This is a genomic window from Paenibacillus phoenicis (assembly GCF_034718895.1).
Classification (GTDB): domain Bacteria; phylum Bacillota; class Bacilli; order Paenibacillales; family Paenibacillaceae; genus Fontibacillus; species Fontibacillus phoenicis.
Window position 1 is genome coordinate 3,327,169 of sequence record NZ_JAYERP010000001.1, and the last position, 19,154, is coordinate 3,346,322.

The following is a 19,154-nucleotide window of genomic DNA, read 5'->3' on the forward strand; positions in this document are numbered from 1 at the left end:
TGATGTCTATCAGTATGTCCGGTTAAGAGACTTCTAAACCTAGGAATCTAGTAAAAATGTTATCCCCGATTTTCCGACTGGCGTTTAGATCTGAGCAAGGCATAACGCGACGTAGGTGCCGACGAAGCCACAGGGGGCTTCTCTTCTTCCTTCTCTTGCCCGTAGATCCGGATGCTCATCGCCACGCCGATGCTCGCCATATTAATCAGCAGCGAGGTACCGCCATAGCTGATGAAGGGCAAAGTAATCCCTGTCAAGGGCATGAGACCAATGAACATGCCGATATTTTCAAAAATCTGATACAACAGCATCGCCACAATCCCCACGATTAAGTACGGCCCGCTGGTTTCGCGGGTCTCAAGCGAGATCAGAATGAGCCGGTGAATCAGTACAAAATACAACAGCAGCAACGCCGAGCTCCCGATAAAACCAAACTCCTCAGCGATCACCACAAAGATCGAATCCGAGTAGGTGAGCGGTACCCGTTCCGACTGCACCGTCTCCCCTTTCATGTACCCTTCCCCGGTCATGCCCCCGGAGGCAATCGCCAGCTTGGCGTTCCGAGTGTGGTAGGAGGCGTCTTCGGACGCTTTCTCCGGCATAAGCCACGGATCGATCCGGTTGATCCAGTGCTCCCGGCCGATATCTACAAAGAAGTTATACACCTGATCATGATACGCTTTGTACGCCGTGATGCCTCCGATCACCGAACCGGCGAAGATCGCAAGCGCGATCAGCGCATGCCAATATTTAATATTCCCAATCCATAACATGCCCGCCAAAATCACGACATAGCTGAGCGCATTTCCTAAGTCATTTTGAGCCATTACCGCAACAAACGGGATAAAGGTCAGCAAGCAGATCGGCACAACGTCCCGCCAGAAAGCCAACCGAAGTTTGCGCTTGCGCAGCAGCATAAACCCAAGAAAAAGAACCAGCAGCAGCTTAAAAAACTCCGCCGGCTGAAAGCTCTGATTAATGACCGGAATCGTCAACCAACCAGTTGCGTTATAGTAGGTATTGCCAATGAACATCACGACGATCAACAGCCCGAAGCCAAACAGGTACAAGTAAGGCGCATATTTGACAAGCAGCCGATAGTCGAGAATCGAAACTCCAAAAAAGGCAACAAACCCCAGCGCATAGTAAACAAGCATGCGAAGGTGATAACCATGATATTGGGTGTTTGACGTAGCGCTGTACAACACCGCGATGCTGATGGCCATGAGCAGCAGCAGGATCACGACGATGGAGTAATCGATTTTTTTCAGTTTGCTCAGCATGAACATCCTCTTTTCTTGATCTAGAAACCCCGTACCTTTACTTTAAAAGAAACCCGGCCCAACTACAAATGAGCCCTTCGACCCAAATAACGGGTCACAGCGTCAAAAGGTTACCTTTTTAGACTTACTTTGCCCCGCGGCGGCATTTCTCACGTCTCCTCCTGCCCTTTTGCACCTTCTCGCCTCCTCTTTGTATCATTATCCCTTTCGTTCAGAAAGGAGGATTCTTTCTCGCTCCTCTTAGCCCAATTATCCCTTTCGCTCAGAAATGAGGAGTCCAAACATTTTTTTCTTCGTCCATTGTTACGCGTTGTTTTCCTCGTCGTCATTATTGTTACGCGTCCCCCAACGATCTGATGCAACGGGATAATCCATAAAAAGAGGGCGCAGATAGACACATTTGCCACAAAAGCTCGACGCACACGCTGGCGCACAGGTTAAACCGGCTCCAGCACCAATCTGGCTCTTATATTGTACCCCTATGTACATTTCTGGCACCTTTTTGCATGATTATCCCTTTCGTTCAGATAGGAGAGATTTTCCTCGCCTCGCTTTGTACCATTATCCCTTTTCTTCAGAAAGGAGGACTCTTCCTTACGCCTCTCTGCACGATTATCCCTCTCGTTCAGAAAGAGGAAGCGAACCTTTTTTCCTCGCAGCCTCTATTGTTTCACGTCCCCAACGATCTGATGCAACGGGATAATCCTTAAAAAGAGGGCGGCGGATAGACATGTCGCAAAAAAATGAGCGCCGACGCGTGCGCCGGCGCCCAAGTGGGGTCGGGATAAGAAAGGGAATGGAGGGGGGAGCAGGTTATACGGGAGTGATCAAGGTGATCGTCCCCGTCACTGCCGTCAGCGCATAAATACCGATCGTTTGAATGTTACTCAGCTGAACGGAAAATGTGCTGCCTTGCGTTACAGTCTGGATAAAGTCGGGTGCGTTATACCGGGTAATCCGGAGTTCGACGTTACCCACTGTAGCCTGAACCGTTACGATCCCGGTTGGGCCCAGCGGGTCGGCGGCCACGAAATACCCTTGGCCGACGCCGGCAGCTTGCGCGTACGGAAACGTCAAAGTAAACGCCATGTGATATCTCCCTCCTTTCGGCTTGAGATACCACATTCTATGAAACTATCCTTCCAAAATCAGCGGCTTTTGGTTGAGGAGATTCACCCATTTTCATAGAATCAGCGGAAGAGGGTAACGCCCGGGTGCGGCCGCCATCACGTCGCAACGTTGCGGCAAAGAGGATTACCCTCGTGCGATCCCCAGCACGTGGCGGTCGATGCCGGCGAGATCGGGGACGGTCACGATCTCGTCCCAATGGCCGGCGGCGCGGAGCAGGGCCGCGACGTCGGCCGCTTGGCCTTGGCCGAGCTCGAAGCCGATGAGGCGAGGCGGCCGCGGCAGCAGCGCGAGCTGCGCCATCATGGTCCGGTAGGGCGCGAGCCCGTCCGGACCGCCATCCAGCGCGCCGCGCGGCTCATAGTCCCGCACCTCTGGCTGCAGGTGCGGGATGTCCTCCGCCGGTATATACGGCGGATTCGACACCACGATGTCCAGCGGCTCGCCGGCAAAAGGTTCAAGCAGGTCCCCCTGCTTGAATGTCACCGCGAGGCCGAGCCGCCGGACATTGTCCTGCGCCACCGTCAGGGCGTCCGGCGAGATATCGCTCGCCGCGACGCGCCATGCTGGGCGCAGGTGGGCCAGGGCTGCGGCAATCGCGCCGCTGCCCGTGCCGATGTCGGCGGCGTACGGCGCGCCGCCGGGCCACAGCGCATCGCCTTCCAACGCGATGCGCTCCACCAGCAGCTCCGTTTCTGGGCGGGGGATCAGTACCGCCGGATTGACCCGGAAGGTCAATCCGTAGAACTCCTGCTCCCCGATAATATACTGCGCTGGCTCACCCGCCGCTTTGCGGCGGATCACCGCTTCCCAGGCGTCCCGCTTGTCCGCCGGGAACGGGTCACGCAGCGCGGCCAAATACGCCGCGCCCGTCAGGCCCAGCACATGGCGGAGCAGCAGCTCCGCATTCGACCCGGGCTCCCGCACGCCCGCCGCCGCTAAAAAAGAAGAAGCCTCTTTACGGGCTTCCCATATCGTCATTGCACCGGACATCCGGTATCCTTCATTGTGCAACACGTTATTCTCCTTTTTCCATCAGTTCAGCTTGCTCAGCAATCGTCAACGCCGATACGATCTCTTCCAGCTCGCCGTTCATCACCTGATCCAGCTTATGCAGGGTCAGGCCGATCCGGTGGTCGGTTACCCGGCTTTGCGGGAAGTTGTAAGTCCGGATCCGTTCGCTGCGGTCCCCAGTACCCACCTTGCTTTTCCGTTCGCCGGCGTATTTCGCTTCCTCTTCCTGACGCTTCATATCATAGATCCGGGCACGCAGTACCTGTAGTGCCTTCTCTTTGTTGGAGTTCTGCGATTTGCCGTCTTGGCAAGTGGCCACGATACCGGTCGGGATGTGGGTAACCCGCACGGCGGATTTGGTCGTGTTAACCGATTGGCCGCCCGCGCCGCTCGAGCAGAAAGTATCAACACGGATATCCTTATCCAAAATCTCGATATCCACTTCCTCAACCTCCGGCAACACCGCAACCGTCGAGGTCGATGTATGAATCCGTCCGCCGGATTCCGTCGCCGGAATGCGCTGCACGCGATGCGCGCCGCTCTCGTATTTCAGCTTGCTGTAAGCGCCCTTGCCGTTAATCATAAAGATAACCTCTTTGAATCCGCCCAGGTCGCTTTCGTTCATATCCATCACTTCGACGCGCCAGCCTTGAGAATCGGCATACCGTGTGTACATCCGGTACAAGTCGGCAGCAAACAGAGCCGCTTCGTCTCCTCCGGCCGCGCCGCGAATTTCCACGATTACGTTTTTATCGTCATTCGGGTCCTTCGGCAGCAACAAAATGCGAATTTTTTCTTCCAAAGCCTGCTGGCGCGCGGTCAGTTCCTCGATTTCCATCTTCACCATTTCGCGCATTTCATCATCCAGCTTCTCGGCCTGCATCGCTTTGGCCGCTTCCAGCTCTCCGATTACATTCTTATATTCGGTGTACGCCTCATAAGCCGGCTGTAAATCCGATTGTTCTTTGGAGTAATCCCGCAGTCGTTTCGAGTCGTTCGCCACGTCTGGATCGCAAAGCAGCTCACTTAACTTCTCGTAACGGTCAGCCAAGGATTGTAGTCGGTCCAACAAGGGATATCACCTCTCTTCATTCGATCACAAGATCTTATAAAAAGCCGCTTATCCACTAATTATTATTTCAGGGATAGACGACTTTTTATTATATCATGGAGGTCATGTTTTGGCTAGATCACATTCGCCCAGACCTCCAACTTCCAATTAGGAACTTTCCACCTCAAAAAAAGACGCCGCAAGGGCGCCTTTTCATGAAATGGATGAAACGCCGCTTCCTAGATGTCAAGCGGGCGGCTGCCCTCCCCTAACCCATCCGCGCCGGGCTTCGTAAAGCCTGCCGGCGAGCGAAGGGCAGCGATTTGTTCGATCAGCGACTGCTCCAGCTTTGCGTTCCAATTCCGGACCATGCCAGGCAGCAAGCAAGCATCGACAATGACCCATACGGTCAGCGCCAACCCAAACAATATGACGGGGATAAGCAAAAACAGGGAGTAGCTCGTATCGGGCGAATCCACGCTTTCAATCGCCGACGCAATGGCAAACCCAAAGTAAAGCCCAATCGCCAGGATGAATAAACACAGCTGTATAACCCCGCTGGCGATCCGCTTCAAGTAGAAACGATGCACGCCCAAATGACCGGCCAGCAGCATCAGATATGCCAGGCCCAGCGATTTTTCGCGCTTATTCATTTCTGAATTCAGGAGCAGCAGCTCGCTTGTGGTCAGATCGCTTTTGGTCAACATGATTAGATCGGATACTCCGGAGATCTGCCGCGGTCATAGAAAATCCGGTCGATAATCCGGTTCTCCACCTCGGCGTTATGACGTTTCACCCAAGTGTGCACCAGGAAAGCGTCCACAATCCACCAGATCCCGGTAACGATCAGCCCAACCACCGTCAGGGACAAGATCAACTGGGTCACGGCCGTTCCGATTTTCCCCATGTAAAAGCGATGTCCCCCAACAATACCAAGGAAATACCATAGTATGTAAGCCACAATCATGTTTTTCCCCTGGCTTTTCACCTCGGATTCCAGCAGCAGCAATTCCCGGGTATCCAACTGGGACTTGCGGTGCAAGGCATAATCCATACTCATTACAAAAACTCCCCCTAAATGTAAGAATGAATCAAACTTGAATTAAGTATACAAACTCAAATCTATGAAAACAATGCAATTTTCTCCCATATATTCATTTTCTATTATGAAGGTATACCGTACACTCCCTCGTGAATCACTTACTATTCGAAAGTAAAAAAATGCAAATAAAAAAACTGCCCCAGGGTTCGCATAAATTCTGCGCCCCTGAGGCAGTGATCCTTCGCTGTTACTCGAGTTGCACTATACGTTAAAGCGGAAATGCATGATATCGCCGTCCTGGACGACGTAGTCTTTCCCTTCCAGCCGCAGCTGGCCGCGTTCGCGCGCCGCGCTCATCGAACCGGCAGCAACGAGGTCTTCATAAGAGACAACCTCCGCACGGATAAAACCGCGCTCGAAATCGGAGTGAATCACGCCGGCGGCTTGCGGCGCTTTCGTGCCTTTGCGGATCGTCCAGGCGCGAACTTCTTGAACGCCAGCCGTGAAATACGTATACAGGCCAAGCAGACGGTATGCTGCCTGGATTAAGCGATCCAAACCGGAAGCGTTCAGACCAAGCTCCTCCAGGAACATCTTCTTGTCTTCGCCTTCCAACTCCGCGATCTCCGCCTCCACCTTGGCGCTGATCGGAACGACTTCGGCGCCTTCAGCCGCAGCAAATTCTTTGACCTGCTGCACAAAAGGATTGTTGTCCGCATCGCTTACGCCATCCTCGCTAACGTTAGCAGCATACAGCACCGGCTTCAACGTCAGCAGGTGCAAATCGCGCACGATCAACTTCTCTTCGTCCGTCAGCTCTACGCTGCGCGCCGGCTGATCGTTATACAGCGCCTCCTTGATCCGTTCCAGGACCTCAACTTCCTGTGCGTATTGCTTGTTGCCGCCCTTCATATTTTTCTTGGCGCGTTCGATCCGTTTCTCCACGCTCTCCACGTCAGCCAAGATCAATTCCAGGTTAATCGTTTGGATGTCGCTGATCGGGTTGATTTTGCCGTCCACGTGCGTAATGTTCTCGTCCTCGAAGCAGCGAACCACGTGAACGATCGCGTCCACCTCGCGGATATGGGCCAAGAACTTGTTGCCAAGTCCCTCCCCCTTGCTCGCACCGCGGACCAACCCGGCGATATCCACAAATTCAAAAGCTGTCGGAACCGTCCGATTCGGAACCACCAGTTCGGTCAGCTTGTCGAGCCGCTCGTCCGGCACTTCCACGACGCCGACGTTCGGATCGATCGTACAAAACGGATAGTTGGCGGATTCCGCCCCCGCCTGGGTTATCGCGTTAAACAGTGTGGACTTCCCCACGTTCGGCAAACCCACAATGCCTGCTTTCAAAGCCATATCATTGACAACTCCTCATTCGTGTAATTGCTCAACTTCCTTCAACCATAGTAACGATACGCCGGGAATATTTCAAGGATAACGCTCCAAGGTTTTGAACATCTGTATGTCCGTGACCGTGTAACCCATCTTTTGATACAAACGAAACGCCCGCTGGTTATGTCCGAACACATGAAGGCCAATCCTATTCAACCCCAATTCGCGCACCTTTTCCTCCAGCGCGGTCATCGCCGCTTGGCCGTAACCTTGGCCCTGGAATTCATCATAGATCAAGATATCGAGGATAAAAGCTACCGGACCTTTTTCCTGCTCCAGCACATTAAACCAAAGATGGCCCACAGGCGTTTGCTGTTCTTTCTCCTTCACACTGAACAGATAGGCCCCCTCCGTCTCCAAATCATCCGAACCCTAATTCACTCACGATCATCTATCCAAACGGATACCAAAAGCCTTGAAGCAAGCTTTGCTTCAGACCTACGCCGGTCGCCAGCAACACGACGCACAGCAGCGCGATCAGCTTATCGCTTCCCGTCATGACGGTGCCCATGTACCAGGTTCGCCGCGGCTTCGTGCCGAATCCGCGCAGGTCCATGGCATCGGACACCGATTCGATCCGCTGCAGCGAAGATTGCAGCAGCGGCACAACCGCCTGCGTTAAATTCCGCGCCCGTTGCAGCAGTGTGCCATCGCCGCGGGAGATGCCGAGCCCGCGCATCTGCAGCGCATTGAGAATCGTGCGGAATTCCTTTGTCAAATCGGGAATGTAGCGAAAAGCAATGCTGACCGCATATGCCAGCTTGTAAGGCACGCCTAACTTGTTTAAGCTGGCTGCAAAACGGCTGGGGTGCGTCGTAAAGATAAATAGCAGCGTGATCGGCAGCAGCGTGAGATATTTCAGCGACAGCGTCAACACGTAAAACAACGTTTCTGCATTAATCGTATCATAGCCCAGCGGGATGAACGGCGTATCACTTCCGGTTAGCGTCGTGCCGAAGCGAGGCGTAATCAGCAGAATAAAAATGCTGTTAATCACAGTAAAAACCATCAGAGCCCAAAACAAAAGCGCCATTTTTCGGAAAGGAACCCGGGCGAGCAGCAGCATCGTAACCCCGCCGGCCAGCATGACGACAAATACACGCAAATCCATGAACAGGAAGGTAACGACAGTCCAGGTCAAGAGCAGGATCAGCTTAACGGCGGCATCCATCCGATGAAAGAAAGATTCCCCGGCAACGTATAATCCGCTCGTTTGGTTCATGCTCGTTTCACCTTCTTTTCCGCTGCGATAAAAGCTTCCACAAAGCGTGAAGGCGAGGTGAGCCCCTGAGCCTTCGCGAAGCGGGCCAGACTCGTCTCCCGCAGGTTGGCCCTAGCGGTTAGATCTCCATCTGCGAGAATCCGTGCCACCGTATCCTCTGCGATAATCCGGCCCCCGGCCATCACCGCTGCCCGATCCGCATATTCCAACGCCAAATGCATATCGTGCGTGATGAACAAGAACGCCATTCCCTCCGCGGCCAGCCGGGCAATAAATTCCATAAATTCGGTATAATGCCGATAATCCTGTCCCGCCGTCGGCTCGTCCAAGATCATGAGCTTCGGCTGAAGCGCCAGGATGGCCGCGATGCTCAGCCGCTTCTTCTGCCCGAAGCTCAGCGCGGAAACCGGCCAGTTGCGGTACGGGTACAGCCCGCAAATCCGCAGCGCCTCATCCGCCCGCCGCCCTCGCTCAGGTTCGGGTACACCGCGTGCCGCGAGGCCAATTCGAACCTCGTCCCGCACGATGTGCTGGGTCAGCATGTGATGCGGGTGTTGCATCACATAGCCGATCGCTTCGCCGCGTCGGCGAATCGACCAGTCATTGATCACCTCGCCGGACAGGCGCATCTCGCCCTTACTCGGCTTAAGCAAGCCGGTGATCAACCCTGACAGCGTCGATTTGCCAGCCCCGTTGCTGCCAAGCAGAGCCACAGTCTCACCTGCACGGACGGTCAGCGAGACGTCCTCCACCGCATTCGTGCCCGGCTCGTAGGCAAACGACACACCCCGCAACTCAAGCAGCGGCTCTCCGACGCCGCCCCGTACAACCAGCGGAACCGAAGCCGCCCAGCTCTCGAGCCGCTCCCGCAGTTGAGGCTCACTCCCACCCGTCCGCTGTCTGTCATCCTTCATCCGCTCACTGTCGTCCTGCTCGTTCCCTTCACCCTTACCATCCAGCATCACCACATGTTCTTGGAGCCGTAATGCCGCCGGGTCAGTCAAGCCGGTGAAGTTCGACAACGACAGCCCCGCATGACACAGCGCGTCCAAGTACAGCGGCTGGCGCAGGCCGTACTGAGGGAGGATCCCCGCAGCGAGCAGCTCGTCCGGCATGCCAATCGCCGTGATCTCCCCCTCGTTCATGACAATGACGCGGTCGATATGCTCCAGCAGCACATCCTCGGCGCGATGCTCGATAAGGATGACCGTTTTTCCTTGGTTGCGGTGAATCTCGTCAATCAGCCGCATCGCTTTGGCGCCGCTGGCTGGGTCCAAATTCGCGAGCGGCTCGTCAAACAGCAAAATATCCGCTTGCGTCGACAATACACCGGCCAGCGATACCTGCTGTTTTTGCCCGCCGGAAAGCTCATGAGGTCCCCGGGCTTCAAAGGCTCGCATGCCCACCAGATCCAGCGCCGAAAAAACAGCCTCCTTCATCACATCCTGCGGAGTCGCCTCGTTTTCCAGTTGGAACGCCACATCCTCGCCAACCGTCTGACCAACGAACTGGGCATCCGGATTTTGCAGGATCGTACCGACCCGGCGGCTGCGCTCGAAGATCGTCATCGCCGAAGCATCTTGGCCTTCCAGCAGCAGCTGCCCCGAAATTTCACCGCCGTATGAAAAGGGAATTAGCCCATTGATACAATGGGCTAACGTCGACTTGCCGGAGCCGCTGGGGCCGGCGATCCATATTTTCTCCCCGCGTGCGATCTCTAAGTGGATGTTCTTTAGCGTAGGTTCGCTTTGATTTTTGTACCGAAAACTGAAATGTCGGAAAGTTATGACAGGCTGCATTTTTTCAGTAAACTCCTATCTATCCACGCTTAAATTCGAGTTGCTGCGGTTGCGTCTCACATAAGCCAGCACCGCCGGTAATCCCAGAATGAGAAACACGGCTAAGTTGGCCAGCCCAGCGGAAATGACCTGAACCAAAATTTTATCGTTGGGTTCCCCCATCACGAAGATATCAAAATACCCGGAAAACGCCAGGGAAACGAAGATCCCCACAATCCCATACACCACAAACCAGGCCACGTGGTTCTTCTTCATCTGCCCTTCCTGAGCGTTGAAATCCTTAGCCAAATAAATCAGGCCCATAAACGCCGCAGTAATGCCTGAGCCAAGTGCCCAGCCCCACCAAACGGTGCCGCTTGTAATCAAATCGTTGATCACGTGTCCGATAAATCCGGCGATAAAGCCAACAACCGGCCCAAACAACGCACCGAAAATCGCCAGCAAAGCGATCGCCGGCCGAAGCTGCGTATCCGGCGCAATCGGGATGCCAATCCAACTGGTCGCTCCATAGAGCGCAGCGCCAATCCCGATGGTTACCACCGTTCTCGTGCTCCACTTCCACAATGAAGGTTTCATATCCATCTCCCTCTCCTTTACATCAAAGCCCGCAACAAACCCAGGTTTGCAGCAGATATGTATTTACCGGTCGCCGTTTCCCTATCGAAGGAAGATGTCAGGTTGCCGTCACGCAGACCGGTGTTTCCTTCAATATAATAGGGATTCCGTCCGATTGCAACAAATTCTTACTAGATTAGTTGGAATTATGAAACGGGATGATGGAATATGATCTTGGACGATTTGAAACATGACGGGCCAGCTCCGTTCAGCGGACGCCCCCTGCCTGGGCCGACCTCTCACCATTATCCCTCTGAATCAGCCAGAGGGGAGCAAACAACTTCAGGAAGGGAACGCTCATCACGGAACATCAGATTCGTTCTTTTGATACCATTCACTGGTCGGGCCGGTCGGGTTGCGGGTTTTAACCTTGGTTCCCATGTTCCTGGCGTCCCTGACAGAAAGGGATAATTACGTAAAAAGCCCCCAAAGATACCCCACACGGTTCAAATCGGAACCCCATGGGATAAGTAATCCCCTACCAACTTCTAGCTGAATGAGAGGGATACCTGAATAAGGGGGATAATCCATTAAAACGGCCGATCGGCCAACATCCCTTTCCTCAAGGTCGCGATGCACCCCCACTACTCGCGGCGCACGAGCCGCGATGTGTTCCGCAGCGCCGGAATGCTCCCGGCGCCGATGCCGAACATGGCAGTGCGGAGCTCCAGCTCAACGCGCTCCAGAAGCGCGTCCAGCTGCTCCTCCGACTGCACTGCCGGTTCGAGCAGCGCCCGGCCGAACCCGGCCAGGTCCGCACCAAGCGCCAGCGCTTTGGCAGCGTCCACGCCGGTGTTCAGGCCGCCGCTGCCAATCAGGGCGGCGTCGGGCACCGCCGCCCGCACCTCGCGGATGCATTCGGCGGTGGGGATTCCCCAATCCGCGAATGCCTCCGCGGCCGCGCGGCGCACGGGGTCGCTGCCGCGGAACTTCTCGACCTGGCTCCACGAGGTGCCGCCGGCGCCTGCGACGTCGATGAAGGCGACGCCTGCTTCGCGCAGCCGTTTTGCCGTAGCGCCGTCGATGCCCCAGCCGACCTCCTTTACGCCAACTGGAATCGGCAGCTCTCGGCACACCTCCTCGATCCGCCGCAGCAGTCCGCCGAAGTTCGTATCTCCCTCCGGCTGGAACACCTCCTGCAGGCTGTTCAGATGCAGCACCAGCATGTCCGCTCCGGCGATCTCCACCGCCCGCTTGCAATCCTCCGGCCCGTAGCCGTAATTGAGCTGCACCGCGCCTAAGTTGGCGATGATCGGGATGGTCGGCGCAAACCGACGCACGGCAAACGTATGCGCTAGCTCGTCCCGCTCAACGGCGGCCCGGACCGAGCCGACGCCCATGGCCCAACCGCGCCGCTCCGCCGCTTCGGCTAGGCGCGCATTGATCTCGCCGGCCAGCCGGCTGCCGCCGGTCATCGAGCTGATCAGGAGCGGCGTTCGCAACGATGCGCCGAGAAACGCCGTCTTTAGGCTGATCTCGGCGAAATCCAGCTCTGGCAAGGCGTTATGGCGAAAGCGGTATTTTTCAAAGCCGTTCAGGATGCCCTCCGCATTCACTTGCTCCTCCAGACAGAGCCGGATATGCTCGGTTTTGCGTTCCGATGTGGGTTCCATGCCGTACACTCTCCTTTTCCGCGAAATACACAGGGATTACCCCTGTTACAACAGCGGAGATAATAGCCGGGCCGCGGATTCCGCCAGACGTACCGGGATTTTCTTATTCATAAATTCGTCCTTGTCGATCAGCTTCGCCGACAGAAGATCGCGTTCGAAATTGTTGACAACCTTAGTTACGCTTTCGTTTTGCACCAGGAGTGCGTTCACCTCAAAATTCAAATGGAAGCTGCGCATATCCATGTTCGCTGTTCCGATCGTGGCTACTTCCCCGTCAACGATCAGCAGCTTGGAATGCAGAAAGCCTTTTTCGTATTCGAAGATTTTCACCCCAACCTCCAGCAGCGATGGGAAGTACGAATGGGATGCCAGGAACGGCAGCCATTTGTCCGGTCTGGCCGGGAACAGGATACGCACGTCGATCCCCGATAAGCCGGCCACGCGCAGCGCGGTCAGGATATCCTCATCCGGAATAAAGTACGGCGTCGCCAGCCATACCGACTTCTTCGCTGATGTGATCATCGCAAAGAAGATGTTCTTGAGCGTCCGGCTTTCGTTGTCAGGCCCGCTTGGCACGATCTGCACCGCGCCGCTGCAGCCCTGCTCCAGCTCAGGAGACAGGTAGGCGAGATCCATAATTTTCTCCCCGGTGACGTACTGCCAGTCTTGCAGGAAAATGATTTGCAACGACCGGACCGCCTCCCCTTTAACCAGCATGTGGGTATCTCGCCAGAAGCCGTACGTCTTGCTGCGGCTCAAATATTCGTCGCCGACGTTGAGACCGCCGATAAATCCAGTATTGCCGTCGATCACGACGATCTTGCGGTGGTTGCGATAATTCACCCGGCTCGACAAAGACAAAAAACGCATCGGCCCGTAAATCCCAACCTTCACTCCTGCAGCGCGCAGCTCCGCGATAAACGATTTGGGCAAGCCGATGCTGCCTACCGCGTCAAACATAAAACGGACCTCAACCCCGGCCCGTGCCTTTTCTATCAGCGTTTTCTGAATTTCCCGTCCGATGTCGTCGGCACGGTAGATATAGTATTCCATATGGATATGATGCTTGGCTTTCTTTAGCTCGCGCAGCAGGTTCGTAAACGTCTCTTCCCCGTTGGTCAACACGTACGTGCGGGTTGCCATTGAGAATGGCGTGCGAGCCAGCCGCTGGGACAGATGCAGCAAGCGCTGTTGACTGGGACTAAACTGCGACAAATCCCGAGGCAGCGGGTGAGCGCTGCGGTCGATCCGCTCATAGCTGAGGCGATCCTGCTCCGCTTTTTTATCGAATTTACGCCGCTTGAAGTAATTTTGGCCCAGCAGAAAATAAAGCACCAGCCCGACGACCGGCAGCAAAGCAAGCACGAGAATCCAGGCCACCGTGCTGGAAGGATTGCGGTTCTCCATAAAAATGGCGAAGCCGATCGTAATGACGGTCAGCGTTTGGAAGATACTAACGAGCGTACCCCCAAATTTACCGAAGACGCCAAATCCAAAATAATAGAAAGCAAATAATATTGCGGCGATGATAATGATTTGAAGTCCCCGTCTCATGTTATACTCCCTCTTTACCTATTGATGCATGTGATTATATTCTACATGAACGCTCGAATTCTTCCTACTGGTGGGAGGAAAAATGTACATACGCTCATTTGTATCCGCCTGGGCTTTATACTATAATCGATAATGACCATGGAGTCAGAACGAGAACCCATGAGTCAGAGGAAGGGGGTTCAGTTTTTATTTGTCTCATCCATCCATCGACAAAAAGAAGCTGATTTTACGTGCGGCCATGCAGCTATTTTCGACCAAGGGCTCGTCCGCCACGTCGATGCAGGAGATCGCCGAAGCTTGCGGGATGTCCAAGGGCAGTCTCTACCTTCACTTTAAATCGAAAGAGGAACTGGAGCAGAGCTTGTTCGACTACTGCTACCAGATGCTGCTTGACCATCTGACGCAGGTGGAACTGCAGCAGGGATTGACGCCAAGAGAGAAACTGTGGCGCCAGATCATTGTCATGCTCGAACTGGTGCTTGAGCTGCGTGAATTCTTGATCATGCAGTTTCAGGACTGGCACAAAAACGGTACGCCCTACAAAGAACCTGCTTCGGTCAAGGCGCACAATTCCAAGCTGTTACGTCACGGGAAGAACAAGCTGGAGGCCATCTACGGGCCGATGATCGAGCCGTACACGGGCGATCTGTTAACGATCGCTTACGGCATGGTCGGCATGTACATCCGGTTACTGTTCGAGCCCCATGTTTCCGCCTCGCCGGAACAGATGGCGAGCCACTTGATGGATCTGCTCGACTTGGCAGCCCAACATCAGTTAAGCAACCGTCCTGAGCCGTTGATTTCTGAAGAAGCGTTGCGGCTCATGACCGAAGGGGCTCCAGGCAGCCTGGATTTGCAGCAGCATCCGATCATCGCAGTCAAACGCCTCCGTGATCACCTTAGTGCCATCACCGATGCAGACAGACAGCAGGAAGCGCTGGAAACCCTGCAAATTCTGGAGCGTGAAATTTTGGAGCTTCGTCCGCGCCGCGCCATTATTAAGGGCATGCTGGCCAATTTGGCCGCCATCCCGGAGCTGGCTCAGCATTCTGCTGATTTAAAGCAGCTGCTGCAGGTTTATATCCAGCACACGTAAATGAGGAAGTACTCATAGGAAAGAGAGGAGCAGAAACCCGCATATGAAGAGTATCATCCAGTTTTCCCTGCGCAATAAGTTCGCGATTTGGCTTCTGACGGTCATCGTGACTGCCATGGGATTGTACAGCGGTCTAACGATGAAGCAGGAGACCATTCCAAACATTAACGTGCCTTACCTTAGCGTAACCGCGGTCTATCCAGGCGCTGCGCCGGAAGGCGTAGTCGAGGAGATCACCAAGCCGCTGGAAACGCGGCTGCATAATGTCGACGGTGTAAAGACAATTACCTCCACTTCGATGGAGAACGCTGCCTCGCTCATTATTGAATTTGATTACGACACCAACTTGGACAATGCCACCGCGGCGGTTCGCGAGGCATTAAACGATGTGCAGCTTCCGGATGATGCCCAGAAGCCGCAGATCACCCGGTTTAGTCTGAATTCCATGCCGGTCGTTTCCCTCAGCTTGTCGGATAAGGAATCCGGCAGTCTCGAAGATTTGACCCGGATTACGGAGAACGACATCAAACCTGTGCTCGAGGATTTGGACGGCGTCGCTTCCGTGCAAATCGCCGGCCAGTTCGTCCGTGAGGTCAGTTTGAAATTTGACGAAGCCAAGCTGAAGGAGCTCGGCCTGACGGAAGATACCGTAAAAGGAATCGTGCAAGGTTCCGCGCTCCGCGTGCCGCTGGGGTTGTTTAGCCTTGAGGAATCCGAGAAGGCCGTCGTTGTTGACGGGAACATCACAACCGTAGATGATTTGAAAAACTTAGCTATTCCGATCGTACCTAGCTCTGCTGGCGCCAATGCCGCAGGAGGTATGGCTGCGGCTAGTGGCGCTGGTACAGCGGCTGGTACTGCTGCTGGCGCAGCTGGTGGTGCGGATGCGGCTGGCGGCGCAGGCAGCGCAGGTGCGGCTGGCGGTGCGGGTGCAGCAGCCGGCGCTAACGCTGGAGGAGCGATGGGAGCTGTTCCAACCGGCCTCCCGACCGTCAAACTTGGCGACATCGCTGACATCGAAACAGTTGGTAAAGCCGAATCGATCTCCCGGACCAATGGGGAGGAATCGATCGGCATTCAGATCGTCAAATCCAACGATGCCAACACCGTTGACGTTGTCAACGAGGTCAAGGAAGCCGCCAAAGAGCTGAGCAAGCAATACGACCATATCAACTTTACGGTCCTGCTGGACCAAGGTCAGCCGATCACCGACTCGGTGAACACGATGCTGTCCAAAGCGTTGTTTGGCGCCTTGTTCGCCGTGTTGATCATCCTGATCTTCCTGCGTAACATTCGTTCGACGATCATTTCCATTATCTCGATCCCGTTATCGCTGCTGATCGCCATTTTGGCTTTGAAGCAGATGGATATTACACTGAACATGATGACGCTGGGTGCCATGACCGTTGCCATCGGCCGCGTGGTCGACGACTCAATCGTCGTCATCGAGAACATTTACCGGCGCTTGTCCCTGACGGGCGAGAAGCTAAAGGGAAGCAAGCTGATTATCGAAGCAACACGGGAGATGTTCATCCCGATTATGTCCTCGACGATCGTCACGATCGCCGTGTTCCTGCCGCTCGCTTTCGTCAGCGGGATGGTCGGGGAATTGTTCCAGCCGTTTGCGCTCACGATGGTCTTCTCGCTGCTGGCGTCGCTGCTGGTCGCCATTACCCTCGTACCAGCGCTGGCGCATACGCTGTTCCGCAAAGGTCTTAACAAGAAGCATGACCACGATGAGAAGCCAAGAGGCATGGCCCGCGGCTATCGCCGCATCCTAGAATGGTCGCTGTCCCATAAGCTGATCACCTTCGGACTTGCGGTCGTCCTGCTGATCGGCAGCTTGTTCTTGTACCCGCTGGTCGGCGTCAGCTTCCTGCCGGAACAAGAGGATAAATATGTGATGGTTACCTACTCCCCTGAACCCGGAGCTCGACTGGAGGATGTGGAAAGGGATATGCTGCAAGTTGAGAAATATATCCTGGAGCAGCCGAACGTCGATCGAATGCAATATTCCGTTGGCGGCGACAATCCGCTGGGGATGGGTTCCTCGAACTCAGCTTTGTTCTATATCGCCTATGATCCAGATACCAAACAATTTAACGATGTCAAAGAAAAGCTGATCGAAGGCCTGCGGACCGAGCTTCCGAAGGGTGAATGGAACGATATGTCCGAGCTCATGACCGGCGGTCTGGGCGGCAGCACGCTAAGCGTTAATGTCTTTGGAGACGAGCTGGAGCAGATCAAGCCGGTATCGGATCAAATCCTCTCCCTGATTCAAGAGGATACGAAGAACTTTGAAAAAGGCGACACCAGCCTATCCAAAACCTATGAGCAATACACTTTGGTTGCGGATCAACAGAAGTTGAGCTCCCTTGGCTTGACGCCGGGCCAACTGGCAATGAAGCTGAGCCCGGTTCGGGAACGTCCGGTTCTGACCGAGGTCGCCATCGACGGCAAGAAATACAATGTATATATTGAAGCCGACAGCGAGACTTATCACAGCATTACCGATATCGAAAATGCAACGCTGACTTCGCCGCTGGGCATTCAAGTCCCGATCAAGGACGTGGCGAAGGTGGAAAAAGGCACCTCCCCGGATTCCATCATGCGGATCGACGGGAAGATGGTCGTTGAAGTCAGCGCAAAAATCACCTCTACCGACGTACAAAAGGCATCGACCAGCCTGCAGGAGAAAATCGACAAGCTGGATCTGCCGGACGGCGTTACCGTCAAATTCGGCGGCGTCACCGAACAAATCAACGATACGTTTGGCCAGCTCGGCCTCGCCATGTTGGCGGCCATCGCCATCGTCTATTTTGTTCTCGTCGTCACCTTCGGCGGAGGCTTGGCTCCATTTACGATTCTCTTCTCCCTGCCGTTCATCGTGATCGGTGCCATGGTAGGCCTTCTGATCGGCGGAGAGACACTAAACGTCTCGGCATTGATGGGCGTGCTCATGCTCATCGGGATCGTCGTGACCAACGCGATTGTCTTGATTGACCGTGTCATCCATAAGGAACGCGAAGGCTTGTCCACCCGCGAAGCCTTGCTCGAAGCGGGAACAACCCGGCTTCGTCCGATTCTGATGACCGCCTTGGCGACGATCGGCGCACTGCTGCCGCTGGTCTTCGGCTGGGAACGCAGCGCAGGGATTATCTCGCGCGGCCTCGGCATCACCGTCATCGGCGGTTTGATCAGCTCGACGCTGCTCACGCTGGTCATCGTGCCAATCGTCTACGAATTCCTGATGAAGTTCCGTCGCCGCGATATGTCGGCCAAGGAACTCGATTAAAACAGCACAAGGACGACGTAGGGAAATATATCCTGCGTCGTCTTTTCCCATTTAGCGCGCCCCATCGAATAGCCGCATCCAATTCCGGCTGTAACGCTGATGACGAACGTTATTTGGGCAAATCTGACTAAGTTGAGATTCTAACGACGATGAGCAACGCTATTGCGGTCAAAACTACAGTTTTCGGCCACGAAATGAGAGAATAAGCGCTGTCCCAAGCGTTAGAATCTCAATACGGCGATTTTGGCCCAAATAAGACCTGTGGCAAGCGTTAGAATTCATATCCTGGCCAGGCAACAAAAAGGACCCCACCCCGCGATCTGCGGAGGTTGAGGTCCTTTTTCTATCCCATCACCGGATGCTGACTTTCCCGCCAGGCTCGAAGCTGCGACAAATCTTGAACCAGGAATTCATCCAGCAATTCAGCCAATCCGATAAAGAGCGGACTTTGCGTGGCTTGCATCAGCTCTTGGGCAAACGGCTGCGCCCACTTCAGCAAATGCTCCTCCAGGAAGTGGATCTGCACATCCGCCAGTTCCAGGCAGCTTTGCTGCAGATTGGCTTTCGCCAGCATGCCTTCCGCGAGCACGGCCATAAATTCCAGCTCCAGTGCGATATGGTCGTCGCGCTCCCCGTTTAATTTATTGAATACGATCGCATTATCCATATATAATTTGCGGACTTGGGCGATACAAGCCAAAGCGCCGCCACCTTCATGGCGACTGCGGAACAAGCTTTCACAGGACGGAATGATCGCCTCCCGCCCCGAAAACAAGCGCTCGTACTCCTTCGCTTCTTGATGGCAGACACTGCGAAACATTGCTTCGGGAATGCTCTCCAGATAGGCAATCAGTCTACGCCCCCCCTTGCTGGTCCCTGCCTTCGGGTACTGCGCTACCTTACGGCGCCACTGAGCAATCAAGGACATCCGCGGCGGGCGGCTCAGAAAATCCATTAATAGTTGATATACCATCCCGCGAGTTTCCAACCACTCAACCTGCTCCTGCGTATAGACCAAAGGTTTGAACAGCATTGCCATCCAAA

General features: G+C 54.7%; 16 protein-coding genes. 2 read left to right on the forward strand and 14 right to left on the reverse strand.

What is annotated here, in order from left to right:
- Positions 1–59: 59 nt before the first annotated feature.
- From U9M73_RS15810 to cls, 13 genes are all read right to left on the reverse strand, one after another.
- Positions 60–1,283, reverse strand: a complete 1,224-nt coding sequence (locus U9M73_RS15810) for an FtsW/RodA/SpoVE family cell cycle protein (protein ID WP_260071021.1) — start codon at positions 1,281–1,283, stop codon at positions 60–62.
- An 813-nt stretch (positions 1,284–2,096) separates the two neighbouring features.
- Entirely contained in the window at positions 2,097–2,372 is a 276-nt protein-coding gene (locus U9M73_RS15815) for a hypothetical protein (RefSeq protein ID WP_157273313.1), read from the reverse strand.
- Between the two features lie 165 nt (positions 2,373–2,537).
- Positions 2,538–3,404 carry a peptide chain release factor N(5)-glutamine methyltransferase gene (gene prmC, locus U9M73_RS15820; protein WP_260071047.1) on the reverse strand — a complete coding sequence of 289 codons (867 nt, stop codon included), beginning with the start codon at positions 3,402–3,404 and terminating at the stop codon, positions 2,538–2,540.
- A 25-nt stretch (positions 3,405–3,429) separates the two neighbouring features.
- Positions 3,430–4,497, reverse strand: a complete 1,068-nt coding sequence (gene prfA, locus U9M73_RS15825) for a peptide chain release factor 1 (RefSeq protein ID WP_009223721.1) — start codon at positions 4,495–4,497, stop codon at positions 3,430–3,432.
- Between the two features lie 218 nt (positions 4,498–4,715).
- On the reverse strand, positions 4,716–5,183 hold the full coding sequence (locus U9M73_RS15830; protein ID WP_260071023.1) for a TM2 domain-containing protein: 468 nt from the start codon (positions 5,181–5,183) through the stop codon (positions 4,716–4,718).
- 2 nt (positions 5,184–5,185) lie between these two features.
- Positions 5,186–5,530: a TM2 domain-containing protein gene (locus tag U9M73_RS15835; protein WP_397376618.1), complete on the reverse strand. Its 345-nt coding sequence runs from the start codon at positions 5,528–5,530 to the stop codon at positions 5,186–5,188.
- A gap of 249 nt (positions 5,531–5,779) precedes the next feature.
- A complete protein-coding gene (gene ychF / locus U9M73_RS15840) occupies positions 5,780–6,880 on the reverse strand; it encodes a redox-regulated ATPase YchF (protein WP_009223719.1) in 1,101 nt (366 codons plus the stop codon).
- 72 nt (positions 6,881–6,952) lie between these two features.
- The gene (locus U9M73_RS15845; protein ID WP_009223718.1) at positions 6,953–7,276 is read right to left on the reverse strand and encodes a GNAT family N-acetyltransferase; all 324 of its coding nucleotides are present in this window, start codon (positions 7,274–7,276) and stop codon (positions 6,953–6,955) included.
- A gap of 31 nt (positions 7,277–7,307) precedes the next feature.
- The gene (locus U9M73_RS15850) at positions 7,308–8,138 is read right to left on the reverse strand and encodes an energy-coupling factor transporter transmembrane component T family protein (protein ID WP_009223717.1); all 831 of its coding nucleotides are present in this window, start codon (positions 8,136–8,138) and stop codon (positions 7,308–7,310) included.
- Complete coding sequence (locus U9M73_RS15855) at positions 8,135–9,937, reverse strand: ABC transporter ATP-binding protein (RefSeq protein WP_323078012.1); 1,803 nt, start codon at positions 9,935–9,937, stop codon at positions 8,135–8,137. The genes U9M73_RS15850 and U9M73_RS15855 overlap by 4 nt, the downstream gene beginning before the upstream one ends.
- Before the next feature lie 15 nt (positions 9,938–9,952).
- On the reverse strand, positions 9,953–10,513 hold the full coding sequence (locus tag U9M73_RS15860; protein WP_311202278.1) for an ECF-type riboflavin transporter substrate-binding protein: 561 nt from the start codon (positions 10,511–10,513) through the stop codon (positions 9,953–9,955).
- Positions 10,514–11,136: 623 nt separating this feature from the next.
- Complete coding sequence (gene fni, locus U9M73_RS15865; RefSeq protein ID WP_260071028.1) at positions 11,137–12,165, reverse strand: type 2 isopentenyl-diphosphate Delta-isomerase; 1,029 nt, start codon at positions 12,163–12,165, stop codon at positions 11,137–11,139.
- Positions 12,166–12,210: 45 nt separating this feature from the next.
- The gene (gene cls, locus U9M73_RS15870) at positions 12,211–13,719 is read right to left on the reverse strand and encodes a cardiolipin synthase (protein WP_009223712.1); all 1,509 of its coding nucleotides are present in this window, start codon (positions 13,717–13,719) and stop codon (positions 12,211–12,213) included.
- 190 nt (positions 13,720–13,909) lie between these two features.
- Between cls and U9M73_RS15875 the strand changes: the two genes are divergently transcribed.
- Together U9M73_RS15875 and U9M73_RS15880 are read left to right on the forward strand one after the other, a co-directional pair.
- A complete protein-coding gene (locus tag U9M73_RS15875; protein WP_009223711.1) occupies positions 13,910–14,815 on the forward strand; it encodes a TetR/AcrR family transcriptional regulator in 906 nt (301 codons plus the stop codon).
- A 43-nt stretch (positions 14,816–14,858) separates the two neighbouring features.
- A complete protein-coding gene (locus U9M73_RS15880; RefSeq protein ID WP_323078014.1) occupies positions 14,859–18,110 on the forward strand; it encodes an efflux RND transporter permease subunit in 3,252 nt (1,083 codons plus the stop codon).
- A gap of 343 nt (positions 18,111–18,453) precedes the next feature.
- On the opposite strand, the gene U9M73_RS15885 is transcribed toward U9M73_RS15880, so the two are convergent.
- Positions 18,454–19,149, reverse strand: coding sequence for a TorD/DmsD family molecular chaperone (locus U9M73_RS15885; RefSeq protein ID WP_323078016.1), 696 nt, complete (start codon positions 19,147–19,149; stop codon positions 18,454–18,456).
- Between the last annotated feature and the right edge of the window lie 5 nt (positions 19,150–19,154).